General features: G+C 44.6%; 10 protein-coding genes and 1 pseudogene. 7 read left to right on the plus strand and 4 right to left on the minus strand.

Going from position 1 to position 21,579, the window contains the following annotated elements:
- Positions 1-13: 13 nt before the first annotated feature.
- Positions 14-7,477: a type II secretion system protein gene (locus ABHC48_RS01085; protein WP_195698914.1), complete on the minus strand. Its 7,464-nt coding sequence runs from the start codon at positions 7,475-7,477 to the stop codon at positions 14-16.
- Between the two features lie 365 nt (positions 7,478-7,842).
- On the opposite strand from ABHC48_RS01085, the gene ABHC48_RS01090 reads away from it, so the two are divergent.
- Positions 7,843-10,947 (plus strand): glycosyltransferase family 2 protein, encoded by a 3,105-nt coding sequence (locus tag ABHC48_RS01090; RefSeq protein WP_195698913.1) that lies wholly within the window; start codon positions 7,843-7,845, stop codon positions 10,945-10,947.
- 90 nt (positions 10,948-11,037) lie between these two features.
- Positions 11,038-12,177 (plus strand): glycosyltransferase, encoded by a 1,140-nt coding sequence (locus tag ABHC48_RS01095; RefSeq protein ID WP_195698912.1) that lies wholly within the window; start codon positions 11,038-11,040, stop codon positions 12,175-12,177.
- Positions 12,178-12,285: 108 nt separating this feature from the next.
- On the opposite strand, the gene ABHC48_RS01100 is transcribed toward ABHC48_RS01095, so the two are convergent.
- Both ABHC48_RS01100 and ABHC48_RS01105 read right to left on the minus strand, forming a co-directional pair.
- On the minus strand, positions 12,286-14,316 hold the full coding sequence (locus tag ABHC48_RS01100) for a GGDEF domain-containing protein (RefSeq protein ID WP_195698911.1): 2,031 nt from the start codon (positions 14,314-14,316) through the stop codon (positions 12,286-12,288).
- Between the two features lie 217 nt (positions 14,317-14,533).
- Positions 14,534-14,695 (minus strand): annotated as a pseudogene (locus ABHC48_RS01105) (DUF6783 domain-containing protein); the annotation flags it as partial.
- Between ABHC48_RS01105 and ABHC48_RS01110 the strand changes: the two are divergent.
- The 4 genes from ABHC48_RS01110 (at position 14,648) to glgD (ending at position 17,432) form a co-directional block, all read left to right on the plus strand.
- Positions 14,648-14,770: a DUF6783 domain-containing protein gene (locus tag ABHC48_RS01110; protein WP_334285416.1), complete on the plus strand. Its 123-nt coding sequence runs from the start codon at positions 14,648-14,650 to the stop codon at positions 14,768-14,770. The pseudogene ABHC48_RS01105 and the gene ABHC48_RS01110 overlap by 48 nt on opposite strands.
- Before the next feature lie 16 nt (positions 14,771-14,786).
- Complete coding sequence (locus tag ABHC48_RS01115) at positions 14,787-15,017, plus strand: hypothetical protein (protein WP_179988292.1); 231 nt, start codon at positions 14,787-14,789, stop codon at positions 15,015-15,017.
- Between the two features lie 155 nt (positions 15,018-15,172).
- Positions 15,173-16,315, plus strand: a complete 1,143-nt coding sequence (locus ABHC48_RS01120; RefSeq protein ID WP_195408890.1) for a glucose-1-phosphate adenylyltransferase — start codon at positions 15,173-15,175, stop codon at positions 16,313-16,315.
- Between the two features lies 1 nt (position 16,316).
- A complete protein-coding gene (gene glgD, locus ABHC48_RS01125) occupies positions 16,317-17,432 on the plus strand; it encodes a glucose-1-phosphate adenylyltransferase subunit GlgD (protein ID WP_118581927.1) in 1,116 nt (371 codons plus the stop codon).
- Positions 17,433-17,520: 88 nt separating this feature from the next.
- On the opposite strand, the gene ABHC48_RS01130 is transcribed toward glgD, so the two are convergent.
- Positions 17,521-19,947, minus strand: coding sequence for a diguanylate cyclase (locus tag ABHC48_RS01130; protein ID WP_195698910.1), 2,427 nt, complete (start codon positions 19,945-19,947; stop codon positions 17,521-17,523).
- 412 nt (positions 19,948-20,359) lie between these two features.
- Here ABHC48_RS01130 and fliB point away from each other — a divergent pair, with 412 nt between their 5' ends.
- Entirely contained in the window at positions 20,360-21,526 is a 1,167-nt protein-coding gene (gene fliB, locus ABHC48_RS01135) for a flagellin lysine-N-methylase (RefSeq protein WP_195698909.1), read from the plus strand.
- The last annotated feature ends 53 nt before the right edge of the window (positions 21,527-21,579 follow it).

The following is a 21,579-nucleotide window of genomic DNA, read 5'->3' on the forward strand; positions in this document are numbered from 1 at the left end:
TACCTCCTTTCTCTTAAAATCCACTGTCTCCGCTTTCCCAGCTGCCATCATCTTCGGAAAAATCATCCGCGGATTCATTTGGTATAATGTCTATTGTATCGTTATTCTGGTCTTCCCAGCCCGATGCAGCATCCGAACTATAGTTCGCACTGTCTGCACTGCTGCCAGACCAGTCAGCTCCTGTTTCTGAGTCAGAAGGATCTGTGGATACCGTCTGCCCACTCTCTAATCCTATCACATTTATCCAAGTGTAGCTGGTATATTCTACTCCTTTATACGTGTAGGTTCCTTTCACAGTAAGTGTTGCCGGAACAAGAGACTCAATGGTTACAGTAAATTGATTGTCTGATATTTCTGATACAGTAACCGCACCAACCGGATCTTCTGTTATAGTCCAGGTCATCATTGACGCAAAGTTCTTTGATGGTGCTGTATCTGCATAGACTGCAATTTTCTGGTCACCCGAGGTCTGGACATTCTGGCCTTCACTGATTTCCACTTCGAAGCCAGAAGCAGTTTCGGGATCTGACTCAAAATATTCAGCCGCACTGTTTTCCGAATTGGATTCTGGCGCAGATTCAAAATCGCTGCTGCCATAGGAGCCCGCTTCTTCTGATTCCGTAACCATATCTGCGTATTCTTCGCCAGCTTCAAATCCACCTACATCATCCAGATTTTCTGTGTCCACGTCGGCTTCCAGAGATTCCATTGAAATACCGCTTTCTTCACTTTGTGCCGCATCCTCTTCAATTGCCACTCCACTGCCATCTGATGAAAAACCATCCGCACCCACTTCTGCTGTGCTTCCGGAGGAACCAGCTTCATTTACACTAAGTGCCTGTGATGTAGGCACTGCATAAAGCGTGATTGAATCTGATGTCTGGTGAAGTTCTCCTTTTATTTCTGCGGAGTCAGAGTATACCGTAAGATCTGCTGTTACTGTCAACGTGAAAGAGGCCTGGTATTCCAGTTCTATTTCCTGATTATCTACAGTCTTGCGTACTGTTGCTCTCACAGTAATAACCGTGGTTCCTGTTTTCAGGGCCTCAACTGTAGCAACGTAGCAGTTCTCTGCTTCAGAGTACTCCAACTTTACAATTTGCGCAATATAATCTTTTTGATCAGAGGTCTGGGTTTCAGTCTGTACATTGTCGCCTGCTTCACTGGCGGATACAAATGTTTCTGTGTCATCTGAAATCTCAACGCCTTCAGAGACTCCATCTGACCAGTCGGACTGCTGTGAAACTGCCGCTGTCGCAGTGTCATCTTTATCATCTCCATTACTGTATTCCACTGTGAATCCATTATTCAGAGTCAGCTTTTCACCAAGACTGTCATCACCAACCAGGTTACTGTCCAGATAGAATGTTTTCAATGCCCTTGGCTGATTGCTGTCATCTATCTTCTCCAAATCCATGTCTTCGAAAATATCCATGGTCGCGCGGCTTTCTCGCCAGAAAATACCCTCCAACGGCCATGCACCGTAGTGAACATTTACGCTGGTTCCACGCTTGGTTTTCTGTGTCAGAATCGTTGGGAACGGATAGTTCTCACCCTCCAGGTCGGTGCGGTTGCCTGGGAAGGAGTATTTACCGTCTACGTTCTGGTCGTTTTCTTTTTTGGTAACTGTAGCGAAAGTAGCTGGAACCTCGTCAGCATTGCTTGGAGTATTCAGGAGAGTAACAAAATTACCTTGTACCTTCTGTCCATTTGCTTCGCCGCCAATTGTAGAATCTACATCTACCTCCCCTGCCATTTCTGCCCAGCTGAGAGGAATGGCTGTAGAATCAATGTTGTTCCAATCTGCATTTGAATTAGCACCCCATATCTCTTTAATTTTATAATTTTTTTGTATAGATTTTGGGATATTATCTTCATAATAATAGCAATTGGAAATTTCTATTTTAACATGGTAATTATCGCTCTTTTCATCATGAGTTTCACCATTACTGCCAATTGGTTCAATAGATGTAATTTTATCAATATAAGCTGGATCATTTGGCATCTCTACATAAGTATAACAATTCCTGATAACAGTAGCTGGGCTTTCACATTTTTTATTATTTCCATTTGTGTCATCCTTGTAGTCTTTAACTCCAAGAATTGAATCACCTAACAAGGTTAACAAATTTCCTTTGTTTTTAATGTAAATACCACCCGATATTCCAGCCAGCATCAGCCTGCTTCCCTGATAATTTTTCGAAACATTATCGATGCATTCTTTGGTACAGATTATTTTTCCACCTGTATAACAATTTGTAATATAGCCTCGCATACTTCCAACCAGGCCACCAACTCTAACTGATTCCATTCGTCCGGAAAATATTGTGTTTACTACAATATCATTAACTGCAGTACATTTACTTAAATCCATTGTACTCATTCCGAACATTCCACCAATGCTTGTATCACCCCATGCACCTTTTGTGGTGTTGTCCCGAATTGTGTAACCAGATACTGTACAATTTGATATTTTTACATCATCGGATGATTTCCCCTTTCCTACTGCTGCAAGTCCACACATACCTCCCATTGCGTGCCAACTTTTCTCACTATCACTCCTTCGCTGAATATAATTTCCTTTATCCGAATACAAAATAACATTATTTACCTTTGCGCCTATAATATTTCCAAACAAACCAACAACGGTATTTTTACTGTTAATTTCAATATTTTTGATATAATATGTATTCCCGTCATAATTCCCATTAAAGTAAGACATATGAGCCTGTGCATCTGAAGTATCCTTCACACCATTCTCATCATACATAGAACCAATCTGTGTAAAGAAAACATTTCCGCCATCTGGTGCAGATGTCATATTCGCGTCTACATCATGACTTTGAATCCAGTTGTAATCTGCACTCACCGGGGCATCATTTCCCGTCATATAACCCAGATACGGATATTTATCAACAAGCTCCACATCATCTGCCGTATCCAATGTCTTCGTCGCAGTCCCTGTCTTATAGTTCCAGTTCATATACTCCAACTGCTCCGCAGAGCGGATTTCGTATTCTTTGCCGTTTTCGCCGGGCATTATTTCATTGGCATTTGCCTGGACTTCGAAGCCGTCTTCCAGAACGGTTACAGTAGGAGACTGAATTCCATCATAATTTGGAGAGTTGCTACCGTACTGCATTGCATTTGCAAAAAACGGGTTGATAGTAAAAGTGTACAGCTGGCTGTTATAACTAAACTGCCAGATACCGTTCGCCGTTCGGTCGTTAACTGTCATTTTCATATAACTACTCGTATCTGAGCTGCTGCTTATTCCAATCGCCTGGGCGGTAGTGTATGCCACAACAGTCACTCCATCCAGCTGATTTGTCAGGTTCTCAGAAGCCTGGGCATTCTCACTATCTCCAGCCTGGAAATAGTACATTGTCGAAGCAGGTTTGGTACTGCCGATAGCATAATAATATCCATATCCGTATTCCGTGATTCTTCCGCCATCATCATGACGAGTACACAAGGTACTGTCTCCTACCTTGTCCAAAACTGAAGTAGGATCCTGACTGCTGGCTTTATAACCGATATAGGAGAAATGGTAGCCGTCATTGGCTCCTCCTTCCTCATGTTCCCAGTAAATGACACCAATGCTTCCCAGGTTAACCGGGATCTGCCAGTTGCCGTAATGAACCTTTTTACCCTCTTTAGTTACTACTGCATTAAAAGGATAATTTTCTTCATCAGTTGCTCCGTTGCACCGGGACTCGTCTGCCATAGTTCCTTTCATTGCCTTTTCCACCATTTCCTGATATGTAACATGGATGCCAGCGCCCTGATCATTGCTAAACGGAAGCATATTATTCAGATACCGGAAAGTACCCCCGCTGAGGTAATAACAGTCAGAAGAAACAACACCGCCGCCTTTTGGTGAAAAGCCATAGGTTTTGGAAGTTCCGGCTGCGCCCAACGCAACTGCACAATAATCGCCTTTTAATACACCTGTATTTTTTGCAGTAAATCCACCGATCGTACAGTTTGCACCTTTTGAATATTCAATTGATACATTTCCAACTGCATAGCTGTTTCGAATCAGACCGGAACCAATATTTTCGCCTGCAAAACCGCCCAGATAAGCATTTCCGTAGAGCACACTTGCATTCACTGCCGGAGCATCCACTTCACTGTTATAGATATTTCCCTGGTTACTGCCAGTCAGTCCACCCATGTAAAGAGTTCCGTTTCGCTGGACATACACGATTCCATCACGCCCCATACTGTAACCACAGACTGCACAATTCTGAATGGTTCCCTTGTTGATTCCAGCCAAAGCCCCCATATAAACATTACGGTTACTTCCGATCGTTCCAGTATAGCTAAGGTATGGATTACTTACCGCTGTGGTTCCTGTAAAATCGTTATTCTCCCAGTCAGACACAAGGAAAACATTCTGTATGGATCCCTGATTTTCTCCAATAAATCCAACCGCTGTACCTTTTGCGGCAAAGCTGATTCCACGGATTTCATATCCTCCGCCTTTGTAGGTAGATGTAAAAGGTGTGATTGTTCCATCTTCCGCTACCCCCACAGGACTCTGGACAGTTACCGCTTCCTGAACACCTTCATAATTTTTCCAGTCATATGGCGCATAATCAATATCCCGTTCTTGGATAAAGGAAATTCCCTTTAATAAGGATGCATAATCCTGATAGTATAAGCTCATGTGATAAAGCTGTCTAGGTGTGCGGAGATAAATAGCTGAAATATTATTCGGAGCCTGATCTGCAGCTTCTACTGATTTAGCAAAATGGGGATTGAAATAGAATGTCTTTCCAGTCATCACCTCTGCGGTCTCATCACCGTCAGCCTGTGCTGCAGTCCCCTCATCGTTAAGTTCCGCATCTGATGCACCTTTTACTGTCAGCTTCTGGTAGTAAACACCCTTGATTGCCTGAGCATTCATAATTTCTTTTGGCAATGGGAAAATAACGTAAGTTTCCTCTGATTGCGCAGTATCGCCATCATTTACAGAAACTTCGAACTTCTCAGTTTCCGTACTGTTGCAGTCAACCTTCCATTCTTTCAGCTTGTCTGCATCCTCACTGTTCTGATAACTGACAATAAAGCCAGACAATGTCTCAAGCGCACTCTTCGCATATACAATACCGTATCCATCTCCAACGACAGTCAGACTATCTGACAAAGAGGACTGGACATTTCCACCAAAGAAGCCGTATTCTCTGGAATTCGACTCATTTATTGCATATTTCTCATAATATACAAGGCTTCCTGCCTCATAGCTTGCCTGCCAGTCTCCATAATGAGAAATATCTTTCAAAGATGGATAGGAATAGCTTGTGAGACCTTGGTTTCTCAAATTGTAGGCATAGGTTGTGGTGGAAGTGGTAAAGGAATTGCTGCCATTGTTGTTCAGCTTTTCTGCCATTTTAGCTTTATTACTAAAGGTTAAATAATCCACAGCCTCGCCATTGTCATTTTCCACATTTTTTCCCTTATTTAAATAGTAGACATTTTCCAGAGTACCTGGGCTGACAGCATATATTACAGGATTGTTGTTACTTTCGCTGTTTTCCAGGTAAGTAGCAACTGTATAGCTGTTTTTTATCTTGAGAGCATTACTGTCAACAGAGCTTGCTACAAGGCCACCGCCGTGATTGGCTGGATTCTGATACCCTGCCGTATAGCAGTACTCAACATTTACGCTGCCACTGTTTACACTTCCTATCAAACCACCTGTTACATCTCCGGTCAGGTAAGAATCTGCATAACAGTTTTTTATACTCACTGCACAATCTGCCTGTCCGATCAGACCTCCTACAGTACCGATAAGATCACCTGTTGTACCGTTCTCTCTGCCATCCATAACAGTTGCCGCAAAACTGTTGTCTATTGTCACAGAAGAGCCTGAGTCTGACCCACTGTTAGTATGTCCAATCAATCCACCCTGAATTCCGGCACCGCTGATCCAGACATCGTTCTCATTCTTTCCTTCTATGTCTTCTGTGTCCAGATATACCTCACAATTGGTTATTTTCGCAGAGCCTGTGGTCTCACCTGCGATTGCACCGACACTTACCTTCTCTTTTCCTTCACCGGTAATTGCTATGGTGGTTCCTGCCAGACGCAGATTCTCCACCGTCATAGAATCCTTCAGCACGGCAAACAGACCGGCACCTTTTCTGCCTGTGGCAGAGCCATCTGCAGTTGTTATATCCACACCATTTTTTACATTCAGGTGATAGATTGCCATGCTTTTGTCGCCGATAAAGCTCTCCAGGTTCTTGTTGGTGATTGGAGTGAACGCCTTGTTTCCGTAACAGCTGTACCAGGAAGTGGTGTCATCTTTTTCTTTCTCTTCCTGCTTTTCAAAATGGATAGAATTGCCAAGCTTAGCTGTTTTTATATCTTCTGCCACTCCAGATTCCTGATCCAGATTCTGCAGATGGCGACCATAATAAATAGCCGCATTTTCAGAAGTACTCTTGTCAGCAAAAAGACTGTTGGTGTCATACTGTGTAAACAGACCATCGATCTTGTGGTTTTCACTTCGTACCGTAACTTTTATATTGAGAGCAGTTCCGGCTCTTAGTGCCTTGGTATTCGTACTCTTTAAATAACTATTCTTTTCTCCATAAAGTGATACAAATCTGGTGGCATCACTTGTCAGATCATCCAAAGTGATTTTTAAAGTATAACTGCGCCCTACAATCGAACTCTCCTCATTAGTATCCTTCTCTGACATGTCTCCAACATGCAGATCATCCTTCGCATGAACCAGCTTATCCCCAGATGCTTTATACTTCAGATTTAATTGATTTCCCTTATCATCCGTCAGAACCACATCAAATGACAACGGTTTATTGTCCTGTCCCTGCCGCATACAAGTAATAGTTGCAACCAGTTTTTCCTCATTTGTAACCGTGATCTTCGGGGCAAGCACTGCTGTATTGCTGCCATCCAGTGCATCTCCGCCGTAATATCCGATTCTTGCGCCATCGCTGAGACGATTGTCTTTATAGCGGAAGCTGTCATATACATTTGGATCATATGGTTTGATACTATCTGACTCGCTATAAAAAACAGCATATACGCTGGCACTTTCCGGGTTATATTCTACTACCCAGTAGTTATTGTAAAGTTCGCCATCTACAGTATCAGTTGTCACCAGTACACTGGCAGCCCTTGTTGTGTTTGCTTTTTCAGAGGAAAGTGCGTAATAAAGCTTCTGTTCCTTGGTGGCATCTGAGGGCGTTCTTTCCATAGCATTTGCTGTTTTTTCCCCGTCATAAAGGCTGCTGTTACCATTGCTCTGCAGCTTCACCAGATTATTCTGCACCGCCGTATAAATCAGCTCTGCCTTATTATCCAGAGCTTTCTGGCGCAGGTTCTTCCTTATGGAAAAAATCGTAGGCACAACAATGGCCATGAGGATAAGGAGTATTGCCACCGTGGCCAGAACCTCTGCTAATGTATATCCTTTTTTCTTTTTATTATAAAATGGGTTCATGGTTTCACCTCAATATTTTTATAATATCTTCGAAGCTTCCTGAAAATAATTATTGTTCGCTTGAAAACACTAACCGCTCTGCGGAATGCTCCCTGCGTTCAATAATCAGAAATGGACAGACTTCGACATATCTCATTATAAATCACGGGTTAGTCTTTCGCAACTGTTAGAATATGAAAAGAGTATGCGAACTACGGCATTTTTGCCATTTATTCCGTGCAAAAAATAAGATAAACAAATTTCTCCCTTCCTTTTCCCCTTGAAATCCCCCTGTCGAACTGGTACTATTATAGATAAAAGATTGACGAAATAACTGCAATTTTGACTTGAAATATCGGAATTAGGAATGGGGTAGAGAGTTTTTGATGAAGTCTTTTAAAGTCAGCATCATTTTACCGGTGTATAACGTGGAAAAATACCTGAGCGCGTGCCTGGACAGCTTATTGGCACAGACACTTGAGGAAATAGAGATCGTAGCTGTCAATGATGGCAGTACAGATAGAAGCCTGCAGATTCTGCAGGCTTATCAGTCGTTAAATCCGGAGAAGCTTTTTATATTTTCCACAGAGAACCACGGCGTCAGCAGGGCACGAAATTACGGTTTTGCCCATTCCCATGGAGAATATGTCTGGTTTGTAGACAGCGATGACTTCGTAGAGCCTGACGCCTGCAGACTTCTTTATGAAAAGGCTACCGCCGACGGAAACGACCTGGTTCTTTTCCGCTACTATAATGTAGACTCTGAGACCGGAATTCGTAAGGAATACATTGCATCCTGCCATAATCAGAATTTCCGGGTTGCAGACAAGCCTTATGAATTACCTGCGATTTCTCCATACCCATGGATCAAGTTCATTCACAGGGACCTGTTTAACGGACTTTGTTTCCCGGAAGGAATCCGGTTTGAAGATCTTCCAGTGGCCTATCTTCTGGCTGTGAAAGCCCGTTCCATCGGATACGTTGATCAGTGCTTCTATAATTACAGAAAAAATGTAGGATTCCTCAGCCGTCTCACGCCTTCTACCCTTCACATCCGAAATGCCATTATTTTTATGAAGGAAGAAATGGAGAAGCTGGGGCTGTTTGAGCAATATCAGACAGAGCTGGATTTCATTGCTGTGCGCCATTTTTTCTACCGTTTCTGGAAGCTTCTCACCAACTATGAGACTGACCAGAAAGAACTGAAGCTGCAATTGATCAATGAGCTTTTCGATTATATGGAGTCCAATATTCCGGACTGGGAGAACAATCATTATGTCCGATATTCCCTTCCGCCACATATTGTGCGGCTGCTCTGTCTTTATGGTTCCAGGCAGGAAATGATTTCTTTCATAGAGGCCTGCAACGGAATGACCGTACAGCAGCAGAAAGCCTGGATAAAGGATTACAAGCTTTCTCACAAAACCTCTCCCAGCTATCAGCCTGTTGAGATGATCCACCGGGAAAAAACCTCCTCCCAGTTTTATGGCTTTGCCTATACCGGAAGCCTTGCTCCTGATCCGGAGCAGATTCTTCTGGAAGCCAGCCGTGGAAAAGAAATTCCTACCTGGATATTGAAATTACTTGTGCATCTTCTGGAGAATTTTGGAGAACACCAGATCATTGTCTCCCTGACTCAGGAGAAGCATGCCTTGTTCCAGGCTCTTCTGAACCGCTATCTTTCCGACAACACAGCTCTGTCTGAGAATATTACTCTGGTGTGCCCGGACAGCGAAGAATACGGCAAAGCACTTGCACTCTCCGGCTACGTGATCACAGATGGGCCTTTGCCCTACTATTTCCGGAAGGAAGAGGGACAGTTTGTGCTGCTTTACTGCGGACACAATCTGTATCCGGAAACCGTTCTGAACACACCTGATTCCACCGCTGATACAGGGCTTTGGCAGCATACTATGTTTATGGCAGACTGCCTGTATTTTAACAATGTACAGAACCGGGATATTTACCTGCAGGAATGTATGACAGCTAATATCTGCAAAACGCCTTACATTATCGGTTCTTCCACCCACATTCCGGTGATTCCCAATGAATCACACAGGGAAAAGCTCCGCCGCAGCTTGCAGATGGATTCCATGCAGACTATTTTGTATGCACCGCTGCTTCCAGGGTCCTATATTGCAGACACTGAACAGGCATTCCGGAATTTCATGGCAGCCCTCTACATATTTGACTGTGAACTTTCCGATCATCAGGTTTTGTATCTGCATCTGGATCATGAGAGGGAAATTGATTTTTCTGAATTTAGACATATAAAAGAAATGCCAAAAGATTTCGATGTACCGGATTTCGCTGCGGCGTGTGATATTTTTATATCGGATTATCACAATGCACTTTCTGCCAGATTCACCACAGGCACACAGATTCTGCGATTTCTGTGCGGTACATTTCTTCGACACGAAAATGCAACCAGTGACCATCAGACTGTACCAGCTGCTCCTGTCCTGCAGGAAACCACTTCCTGTCTGCCCGAGAGCTCTGGAGCCTGTTTGAAAAATCATTCCTGCAATCTGCACTCCACACTTTGTGATATATTTCACCCGGAATATCCCGCTTTTGATAATGTGCCGGAGTTAGTACGATATATCAGGCAGTTAGAACTGATTTCTGAGAAGATGCCCGCAAATGAAGCTTTGCATTTTGAACCTGTCGACCAGTTTACTTCCAATACAGGTCATGGGTTCGATTCCCAGGAATACAATTGGAATTCTTCGAAAAAAAGCTCTCTGCAAATGGAAAACAATCATGATTTACAGGCAGCAAAGAATTCCTCTGGAGAAGCCACTATTTTCGAGGAATCCCCACAATATCTTCTCACAGATATTGCAGATTCCCTCTTAAATGGACGACCGCTGCCCTATTATGCTCCAGCTTCTTCCGATGATGTACCGACACCGCGCACACGCGTCCTGTTCTTTACAGGGCGGAAGCTTTCCCAGAATCTGGTTCGGGATTTTAATGCCCTGGCTGCACAGGCACCAGAAAAAGAATTCTGGCTTGCATACAATGATTTCCGCAATACAGACTCTGCCAAATATCTGGCACAGTTATCACCTGACTGTTCCAGCCTGCCATTGAAGCCGGATCCCGAGAAAGGTAACCGCTGGAAGCTGGCAAGTGTGCTCACCAGCCGGATGGGACTTTTCTCATTTTATCCCTTATCCCATATTTTGGACTTGGGGACGGAAGAATATAAGAAGTGCATGGGAGAGACAAGATTCGATGAAGTCGTAATCACTTCCACAGATAGTATAAAAACGGTTGCTACGCTTCTGGCTGCTGCGCCAAAAGCGTCCTATACTTTTGACACCTTTAACCCAGAGCGCTACAGTACCTCAAGACCTTACAGACACCAGATCGCATTTCTTTGCAGAATGTTAAAGGATACAGGTAGTCTGGAATTGCCTGCAGAGCTTACTGGATTGAAACTGACGCAAAGTTCTGGCAAAAATAAAGATAAGGGAATGCTCTAGAGCGTGTTTGGAAAAGGCTTTCTGCAAGATGTGCGTCACAATTTGTGGGAATGCTTTTTTATACCCCATTCCTTACGAAAGGATTTACCTATGAAATTAACCACTATCATCCCGGTCCACAATGCTGAGAAATACATCACAGCCACTTTGGACAGTGTATTGCAGCAGGATCTGGGAAATCCAGAGGAGCTGGAGGTGATCTGTGTGGATGACGCATCCACCGACGCTTCTGTTGCCCTCATAAAAGATTACCAGCAAAAAGACTCCCGCATCCGCCTTTTCCTCAACGAAAAGACCCGGTTTGCAGGAGCCTGTCGAAATAAGGGAATCGAAGAAGCCCATGGTGATTACCTTCACTTTCTTGATGCAGATGACCTTGTAGAAAAAGGTGCCTACCAGAAATATCTGTCCATTGCTGAACAGGCGGGTGCCGACATGGTAAAGGGCTGCGCCGTCTGCTTTGACAATGAGACCGGCGAGCTTTCCGATACCCCGCTTTTTGCACTGTCTGATGTGCCCGCTGAGTGCTTCGATAAGGTTCTGAATTTCCACCAGGCTCCCGAAATTTTCAGCCACATCAGTGTAGTTCCATGGAATGCCATTTACAAACGGGATTTCATTTTGGAAAAGGGACTTCGCTTCAACAACCTGGTCTGTGTCAACGACCGTTCCTTCTACAGTGAAGCCGTATTCACTGCCAACAGGATCTGGCTCACTCACGAGCAGATTGTCCGTTACCGTGTGAATAACAGCGCATCCCTTGTAGGAAACCGTGCCAGAAACTTCCATTGTGAATTTGATTCCTGGCAATTGATCATGAACCAATGTACCAAATACAATATTCAGGGCCGCGAGCTGGCCATCGTAATGGAGCGTGAGCTGATTGACATTTTTATCTGGTATCGCAAATACAAGAAAATTCCGGAAATTTCAGAAGAGATTACTGCGCAGACCCAGGCGTTTGCGCAGAAGCTTGATATTTCGCCTCTTGAAGCATTCCCGCCTTCTTTCAAGTGGTACTACGATTATCTCACTTTTCTTCCAGAATTTGAGAGCCTTACAAAAAATTATAACAATATTACCCAATTCAAAAAACAAGCCAAACTAATCATGCCTCAGTGTGCCACCCTGGCCGACTTCCGCCACCACATCCAGGAAGCCCACGCCACAGACAGTACCTCTAAACGGTCAGGTGTATTAAAAAAACTGCTCTCTCATTTTAAACATTGAATTTTCGCTCTAATTTAGAAGCCACCAGTTCAGCTGGTGGTTTCTCTTTGATTTGACAAAGGGGCTTGTGATACCGCTCTAAAGGGTGGCATCACAAGCTCCCAATTCTCACGCGCCTTCATTATTCGCCCTGCTCACCGACTTCTTCCTATGCTTCTTCGCCTCATAAAGCTGCTGGTCTGCAAGGGAAATCACCTGCTGGATGTCTGTTGAAATATTTGGGCGGAATTCGGCAATTCCAAGGGAAATCTCCACCAGGAAAGGCTTGCCGGATTTTTCATTAAACAGCTTACATGCCATCTTCACACGCTCCCGGAACTTCTCTCCGAAGTCGGCTTCCTCGCATTCCAGCATGATAATATATTCATCACCGCCCACACGGCCCAGAATATCATTGCTGCGCAGACATCCCTTTAATATTTCGGCAACACTCCTAAGGGCAAAGTTCCCTGCCGGATGCCCCCAGGTGTCGTTAATCTCTTTTAAGTGATCCAGATCACCATAGATCATATATGCCCTCTGGCCATTCCCAGCCTGGCAAACCCGCTTGGTGTGCTCCATAAACCCGCGCAGATTCAGAAGTCCGGTCAGCTCATCATACTCGGAAATAATACCAAGAACGCGGTTTTTCTCCTTAATCTCTTCCATATCTCTGGACATCTCCAGCCGTCTGGCCGCCTCAGCCTTGCTTATCTCCAGATAATGCAGGGACAGACCAATTTGCAGGCTGATCACATAGAAGAACGGGAAATCCTCCTGGTCAATGTCACAGGCCAGAAGTCCATACTGCTTCTCCCCGGAAAAAAGAAGAAAAACCATAAACTGGTGGCGCTCTTCGTCCTCCATCAGATCACAGATTCCGTTTTCCTTCATAACCAGAGGTCTTTCATAAGCCGCCTTGGTAATGATTCTGCCATTCTCATAGCTGGCAGCAAGATGAAGGTTATAAGGGCAGGTCCACTTCCGTTTTCCATCGTAAACAATCGGTTCATCCAGAAGAAAAAGATGAGTACATCTTGTATGAAGCTCCCGCATTTTCTCCATAATTTCCTTCAGAAAAGCCTGCTCGTCATCCATGCAGTCGTTTAAATCCCGGGCAAGAACCGGAATAAACCAGGATTTCCTCTGAAAACTGATCAGCTCCAGCTTCATTCCGGTAATGGTCTTATTCAGCCTGTGCACCTGGGCACCAAGCCCCATGGGTGTCTCTTTCTTCGAAACATCCTCTGACACACAGCCGCAGGACTCTCTTTTTACAAAAGAAACCGGCACGCGTCTGGATACAGCTTCTTTTCCGGGATCTTTTCCATCCAGGCGGTTTACCAGATCGTAAACTGCCATTTTACCCATAAGCTCTCCGTCCTGCTGAATTGTAGTAAGGGGCGGTTCCATCCCGGATGCACGCTCACAGTCATCAAATCCGGTAATCATAATATCCTTGCCAACCACAAGCCCACGCTTCTCGCAGACACGATAGCCGGCAAAAGCCATCTCATCATTGGCAAATACAATGGCCTGGGCATCCGGGTTGCTATCCAGAAGGTATTCCACCTGTTTGTCCACAAACTCGGAATAGTCCCCCTGGGCAATCATTCCATGGGTTACAGGAAGCCCGTATTTCTTCATGGTTTCCAGATAAGCTTCCTTGCGCTCAATGGCATCTGTGTTATGCTCCGGTCCTGCCATGAACAAGATTCTGGACAGATGATGCTCTTCCACCAGATGAGAAATGACCATCGCAATACCACCTTTGTTGTCACAGATCAGGGAGTGACAATTGGGCACATCCACGACTTCTGTAAGAAAAACCGTGGTGATCCCATTATATTTCCGGGCAAATTCGTTGGGATCAACCTCCCGCAGCTGGATTCCCAGTGTTCCATAATTAATGATCAGACCATCCAGTCCGCCGATCAGGCTGTAGTCATGTATGGTATTAAATTGATAGTCATAGGAATTTTTCTGTTTGCTGCCCAGGACATCTTCAAAAAAGTCCTTCGTCCGGGTTCCCAGGAAAAAACAGACATTTACATCCAGCTCTGACGCCGCCTCAGAAATCCCCTTGATATGCTCTTTTGGAAAATAGGTATGCACTCCTCCGATGAGAACTCCAAGATTATACCTCTTTTTTTCTTCCATCTTCACACCTCTCGCTGCAAAAATTTGATATTTTTTCTTTCTCCTTCATATCGCACTTCATCTGTTTTTCACGTTCTTTTTTATCCAAAATCAGCTTTTGGCTTTCGTCTATTATAACAATGTTTCCTATAGCATGTAAAGTCGCTTTTGTGAACTTTCGCTAAATATGTGAATATTTGAGTCCTTCATTGCAGTGCAGATTTTTTTCTGATATACTTTAGACATCAAGCGTACATCTGTAAATTAAAGCAGTAAAGAATTGGACTTTATCGGTTATAGAGGGAACCGTTTTCATCGTCCCAGAGCATGTTTGAAAAAGGCTTTCTGCAAGATGTGCGTCACAATTTGTGGGAGATTTTGTCCGGATGAGGGCGCCATAGCGGGCTACGGCAACCGAATTCGGGCAAAATATACCGCAAAGTGGGGCGTGCCTGAAACACACTCTGGCGCTTGATAGGAAGGATAAAAAAATGGCAATTAACCCCATGAAATTACTTGAACTTAAGAACCTGTGGAACGCTTTTACAAGGCGCCACCCGAAATTCCCACAATTTATTTCCGCCGTACAGCAGGCCGGCATTTCCGAAGGAACCGTGATCGAGGTTCAGATCACCACACCAGATGGCAGAACTTTCACTTCCAACCTGAAGGTACAGCAGGAAGACATCGAAGCTGTGAAAAGTCTACAGAATTACCAGTAAATATTTAGCTAAATTTCATCTGGATTTTACAATATTTTTGCACAAAAAAATTGTATTTTTATTGAAAATATTGTATAATATGGCTTAAAGCATTCCTGTTTGCAGATACAGTTCCGCGAACAGCAGCCTTAAAGAAATGAAAGTGAGGGTTCACCATGAAACAGAACAGTATGTTAGCAATGATTCTGGCTGGCGGCCGTGGCAGCCGTCTTCACGATCTTACCAACAAAGTGGCTAAACCGGCAGTTTCCTACGGCGGTAAATACCGTATCATTGATTTCCCCCTCAGTAACTGTGCCAACAGTGGCATCGATGTAGTAGGCGTACTGACACAGTATGAGTCAGTTGAGCTGAACAGTTATGTTGCAGCTGGCGGACGCTGGGGACTGGATTCCAAGGACAGCGGTGTATATGTACTTCCGCCTCGTGAGAAAGCAGACACCGGACTCGACGTATATCGCGGAACAGCCGACGCGATTTCCCAGAACATTGATTTTATAGATCAGTATGATCCGGAATACCTTCTGGTACTTTCCGGTGACCACATTTATAAAATGAATTATGACAAGATGCTTGCCTTCCATAAAGAGAGACAGGCCGATGCTACCATCGCCGTTATCGAGGTTCCTCTTAAGGAAGCCAGCCGTTTCGGTATTATGAATACTGACGGCGAGACAGACCGTATCACCGAGTTTGTTGAGAAGCCGCCAGTACCTGAGAGCAATCTTGCCTCTATGGGTATCTATATTTTTAACTGGAAGCTTCTTCGCAAGCTGCTTCTTGCAGATATGAAGAACCCGGATTCCAACCATGACTTTGGCAAGGACATCATCCCTACTCTTCTTGGCGATGAGAAACGTCTTTTCGCTTACCGTTTCAAGGGCTACTGGAAGGATGTTGGAACCATAGATTCTCTCTGGGAAGCAAATATGGATCTTCTCAGCCCGGATAATGAGCTGGATTTAAGCGACCTTACCTGGAAAATTTACACCGAAGATGTAACCGCACTTCCGCAGTATATTGGCACAGAGGCCAGGATCCAGAACGCTTACATAACCCAGGGCTGTGTAATTGAAGGCGAGGTTACCAATTCCGTAGTCTTTACCGGAGCCAGGGTGAGACCAGGTGCAAAAGTAATTGACAGTGTACTTATGCCAGGTGCTATTGTGGAGGATGGTGCTGTCGTAATACGTGCCCTTGTTGCCAATGGCGTAAACATCGGCAAGGGTGCTCTTGTAGGAAGTGCTGACAGTGAGCACATCGAGCTGATCGCGAGACGAGTAAAGGGGGCCGAATAATATGTATAAAGCATTTGGAATTGTAAACTCATCATCCAGAAACATCCGTGTAGAGGGACTTGAGGACTACCGTCCAATCGGAGCTTTCTCATTCCTGGGCAGATACCGTATGGTCGACTTCCCGATTTCCAACCTGAGTAACAGCGGCATTGACCGCATTCAGGTCTACGTGAAAGAGAAACCAAGAACTCTGGTTTCCCATATCGGCACCGGACGTCATTATAACATTAACTCAAAGAGCGGACGGCTGCAGGTTCTTTTCACTGACAGCGACCAGAGAAACAATATCTATAACACTGATATTGCTTCCTATTACGAAAATATGGAATGCATCGAAGAAATGCATCATCCATATGTGGTAATCACACCAGATTACATGGTTTATACTGCTGATTTTTCCAAGCTGATCGAGCAGCATATCCAGTCTGAGGCTGACATTACCCTGCTTTATCACGCAGTAGACAATGCGAAGGATGCTTATCTGAACTGTAATATCCTGAATCTGAACAAGCAGAAGGGTGTGCTCTCCATTGAGCCAAACCACGGAAATGCCAAGAACCGCAATATTTTCATGGACACTTACATTATGAAGAAGGATCTGTTTATCGAGCTGATCCGCAAGGCAAAGGCAATTTCTTCAGCCTTTACTCTTGCAGACATTATCAATGAGCTGCATAATGAGCTGGATGTAAGAGGAGTTTCCCACCGCGGCTTCTTCGCTTCCATCACAGATTTCCAGAGCTATTACAACGCCAATATGGATCTGATCGATATCAAGGCTGCACAGACACTTTTCGATCCGGAATGGCCAATTTATACCCGTACCAATGATTCCTGTCCGACTCACTATTATGAAACCGCCCAGATCCGCAACTCTGTCGTTTCCAACGGCTGTCAGGTGGAGGGAACCATTGAGAATTCCATTCTCGGCCGTGGCTGCATTATTCACAAGAATGCCGTGATCAAAAACAGTGTAGTTCTTTCCGGTGCTGAAATTGGTGAGGGCGTACATGTAGAGAATCAGGTAGTAGACAAGATGGTCAAAATCCTTCATGTGAAGGAGGTTGTCTCAGATCCGGCACTTCCTGGATACATTAAGAGAAGAGATATTCTGTAAATATTGCATTCCAGAACCTGTTTGAAAAATCAAACACACTTAGGAAAAGCAAAAGTCCCGAGCGGTTTTGCCCGCCGGGACTTTCTTCTTATATTCTTACCTGCTCCAGCATTTCCTCTACCCTGCCTGGTATACTGGTACCGGCAGTAACAAGCTTCAGCTGCACTCCAGGCAGCTCCGGAAATCTCAGGGCCTCTACTCTTCTGCACATTTCCTTCTGGATTTCGGAAAGCTCCTCTTCCGTAGCCTTAAAAAATACTGTCACAAAATCATCGCCGGAATATCTGAGCACATCGCCTTTACCAGCCGCAACATCCCGAAGCACACCTGCAACCTGGCGCAGCACATCATCTCCAGCCTGATGTCCGAAATTCTCATTGATCCTTTTAAAGTTCTTAATATCCGCAAACATAAGAGCTGCTGCATTGTCCATTTTGCTCAGCTTCTCCACATAATAGCGTTTATTATAAACTCCGGTTACCGGGTCTATATAAACCTTCTCCTTATGAATCCTTACAGATGACAAGATCTCATCCCTGGAATACCCATCGGGCATAAAATCACCATCTATCCTGGATGCCATCTCCAGACAGCAGGGCTTCCTGTCAATCTCCACATACATGGATACCACCTGATACGGATCCTCCCCTGCAACCTCAAGCTTTGTCATGCGCTTCCCGGTCTGCATGCTGAGTCTGGAAATACAGTTGCTGCATTTTTCCAGGCAATTCCATATGTCTGAGCAGGCAGTTTCACTCTCCCACATTTTTCCGTCTTTTTCTATATGGATAACCTTATTCGTTATAGGATCTACATATCGGACCAGATCATAGGGTATCTGCAGGTACTGAAGCAGAAGCCACGCTTCCGTTCCATCTGTAGAGAAGCCGCATTTCTTAAACCGGTCATAAAAACCGGAAAATTCTGCGCTGCGGTCTTTTTCCAGGACTTTCAAACCTTCCTCCCGGACGTTTTCCATAACCATATAATCATCCGTAATATCTGTCAGCTTTCCAACAACGCCTGTATAGCCTTTTTCAGCACCATCAGTCCAGATCACCCTGCATTCGCACCGGTAGTGGCAGGGATTTTTTCCATCTGTGAGCAAAAGATTGCTTGTCACGTCCGGTGTTTCCCGGGTGGCCTGGGTAATCTTCCGGATAAGCCGTTTCAGGGATTGCTCCTCCACAAGATCTTTCAGCACTCCGCTCTGCAATGGGGAAAATGAAGGTTCTGTAATCCCGCTTCGTTTACAGCCAGCCTGGTTAAAGGTGAGCAGCGGCGGTGAAATGGTATAAGTAAAAACAATATTTCTGCTGCCCTCCGCCAGGAAATTATAGCGCATTCTCTCAAATTCCAGCTGCTGCACAATTTTCTCTGAGGAATCCATCTCAAAATCGTGAAATCTGCTGGCAATATCAGAAAGGTCTGTCTGTTCATACCTTTCCTTGGATTTATAGCCCATTTTTTTCTTCAGGGAAGAAGAAATATCCAGAAGGCACTCCAGCATCAACGGATTAAATGCACCGCACTGTCCTGCCAGTATCATCTCGATGGCCTTCTCATGGGAATAAGCATCTTTATAGCATCTCTCACTGGTCAATGCGTCATATACGTCAGCTAATGCCACAACCTGTGCTGAAACAGGGATTTCTTCCCCTTTTAATCCATCCGGATATCCGCCTCCATCGTAGCGTTCATGATGCCAGCGGCAGATCTCGTATGCAGTCTTGACAAGAGGCTCCTCCTTCTGGTCAAGCGGCAGTTCTGACAGCATATTGGCTCCTGCCATGGAATGTCCCTTTATTACTGCAAATTCTTCGGCTGTAAGTCTGCCTGGCTTATTCAGGATTTCATCCGGAATACTGATCTTGCCAATGTCATGAAGCGCAGAGGCTGTGGTAATCATCCGGATCTGCTCCTTGCTCAGGGCATATCTGTTATTTTCCTTCTGAACCAGCTGGCGAAGGAGCATTTCTGTGATTGTCTGAATGTGCAGCACATGAAGTCCGCTCTCCCCATTGCGGAACTCCACTATATGAGAGAGGATATTGATCATCAGCTTGCTGCTTTTTTCTCTCTCGTAAATCTGATTGGAAACAATACTGGTCATTCGGCGCTGCTTGGCTCCAAGAAGTATGGCATTGGCCGAACGGCGTAATACCATATTTGCATCAAAGGGCTTTCCGATAAAATCAGTGGCGCCCAGATCATACCCACGTTTTATGTAAATAGGTGAATTTTCTGACGAAATAATCACAACCGGAATAGCATCAATCCAGTGTTCTTTATTCATATAAGAAAGAACCTCGAAACCATCCATGTGGGGCATAACAATATCCAGAAGAAGCAGGGAAATCTCCTCGGCCTGCCTCTGAAGGCAGTCAACTGCCTGCACACCGTCGTTCACCTGTATGATATCATATTCCTCTTCCAGAATTGCAGCTAAAAGTTCGCGGTTCATTTCTGAATCATCCGCTATAAGAATCTTTTGTTTAGTTATAACTTCACTCATTTTATAATTTCCCTCGCTGGTGCAGGTACCCCCCCCCCCCCCACGCCAGTTTCCGTTTTACTGTTAAGCTGACAGCTTTTATAATATGGGTGCTATCATGTCCTGATATTTCTGTCGTTTCATGTGAATTTTTCTTCGGTCTAAAATTCTTAAAATTTGTTTTGGAAATTTCAACAGAACTGTCAAGATTTAATTATCGCAGTGCAGGTATCAGAAAGCTATCGTTCGCGGACTGGTCAATAGCTGCCTAAGTTCTTTCCGATCCTAACTTTACCTATATGAGTTTAACAGTCCGCCGCATGAATGTCAACCATCTATAACTTTTTTTGTCCAGAGGATTTACACAGCTTTGAAATACCGTTACAATAGTTGTATTTGAAATATACTGATCACTGTTACCAGGAGGTTTTTTATGGAGATTACAAGACCTGATTATTATAAAGAGTTTTCCTGTATTGCAGGTGCCTGTCCCGACACCTGCTGTGCCGGCTGGCAGATCGTCATTGACGACAAAAGCCTGAAAAAATATAAGCGTGTGAAGGGTACTTTCCGGAATCGCCTTCATAATGATATTGACTGGAAGGAGAAGGTTTTCCGTCAGTATGAGAAGCGGTGTGCATTTTTAAATGAGGACAGCCTTTGCGACATCTACAGCGAGGTTGGAAAACGAATGCTTTGCGACACCTGTCGGAAATATCCGCGGCACATTGAAGAATTTGAGGGTCTGCGGGAATATTCCCTGTCTCTTTCCTGTCCGGAGGCAGCCAGGATTCTGCTTGGCAGAAGGGAAAAGGTAACCTTCCAGACAGCGGAGGTTCCCTCCCCGGAAGAAACTTATGATGATTTTGACTATATGCTTTTCACTGCCCTTGAAGATACCAGGGAATACTTTCTTGAGGTGCTGCAGAACCGGCAGATTCCCATGCGGCTTCGTATGTGGAAAATACTGGCTGCAGCCAGTGATTTCCAGCGCTGTGTAGACCGGAACCAGCTTTTCAAATGGGAAGAGATCCGGGAGCGCCATAAAGCCTCCGGATATGGCGAAGCCTTTACTTCCAGGGTGCAGAAGCATATGAATAAAAAGGCTGCGCCAGATGAACTTCTGAAGACCATGTGGAAGGCGGTTGTTCCCCAAATGGAGGTTCTCAGACCGGGCTGGCAGGAATTTCTGAAGAAAAATTTACAGGCGCTTTATAGCAGTGCAGAGTCTTCCGGTATCTCCCCCGCTTCTGTTTACTCTCAGAACCGGGCTGATTTCGAAAAGGCTTACCCGGACTGGAATATTCAGGAAGAGCAGCTGCTTGTGTATTGGATTTATACATATTTCTGCGGTGCTGTTTACGACGGCGAAATTTTCGCCAAGGTAAAAATGGCTGTGGTCTGTACCCTGCTGATTCATGAGCTGGATATGGGCGCTTACCTGAAAAATGGACGGGTGTTCTGTCTGGAAGACCAGATAGATATTTGTTACCGTTTCTCCAGAGAGCTGGAGCATTCAGATCTGAACCTGAATGCGTTTGAAGATTTACTTGCTGCTGATAAGCTGTTTGCTCTGGAAAACATGCTGAAAATCTGTTAAAACGAAATTTACGAAAATAAGACTGCACTTCATCATATGTGCTATAATACAGC

The organism is Ruminococcus sp. 1001136sp1, from assembly GCF_039841815.1.
GTDB classification, from domain to species: domain Bacteria; phylum Bacillota; class Clostridia; order Lachnospirales; family Lachnospiraceae; genus Blautia_A; species Blautia_A faecis.

Bases quoted from the DNA above. Each gene is read 5' to 3' on its own strand.
- ABHC48_RS01095 (WP_195698912.1), top strand. From the start codon at position 11,038: ATGAAATTAACCACTATCATCCCGGTCCACAATGCTGAGAAATACATC.
- ABHC48_RS01100 (WP_195698911.1), bottom strand. From the start codon at position 14,316: ATGGAAGAAAAAAAGAGGTATAATCTTGGAGTTCTCATCGGAGGAGTG.
- fliB (WP_195698909.1), top strand. From the start codon at position 20,360: ATGGAGATTACAAGACCTGATTATTATAAAGAGTTTTCCTGTATTGCA.
- ABHC48_RS01120 (WP_195408890.1), top strand. From the start codon at position 15,173: ATGAAACAGAACAGTATGTTAGCAATGATTCTGGCTGGCGGCCGTGGC.
- ABHC48_RS01090 (WP_195698913.1), top strand. From the start codon at position 7,843: ATGAAGTCTTTTAAAGTCAGCATCATTTTACCGGTGTATAACGTGGAA.
- ABHC48_RS01130 (WP_195698910.1), bottom strand. From the start codon at position 19,947: ATGAGTGAAGTTATAACTAAACAAAAGATTCTTATAGCGGATGATTCA.
- ABHC48_RS01110 (WP_334285416.1), top strand. From the start codon at position 14,648: ATGTGCGTCACAATTTGTGGGAGATTTTGTCCGGATGAGGGCGCCATA.
- ABHC48_RS01085 (WP_195698914.1), bottom strand. From the start codon at position 7,477: ATGAACCCATTTTATAATAAAAAGAAAAAAGGATATACATTAGCAGAG.
- glgD (WP_118581927.1), top strand. From the start codon at position 16,317: ATGTATAAAGCATTTGGAATTGTAAACTCATCATCCAGAAACATCCGT.
- ABHC48_RS01115 (WP_179988292.1), top strand. From the start codon at position 14,787: ATGGCAATTAACCCCATGAAATTACTTGAACTTAAGAACCTGTGGAAC.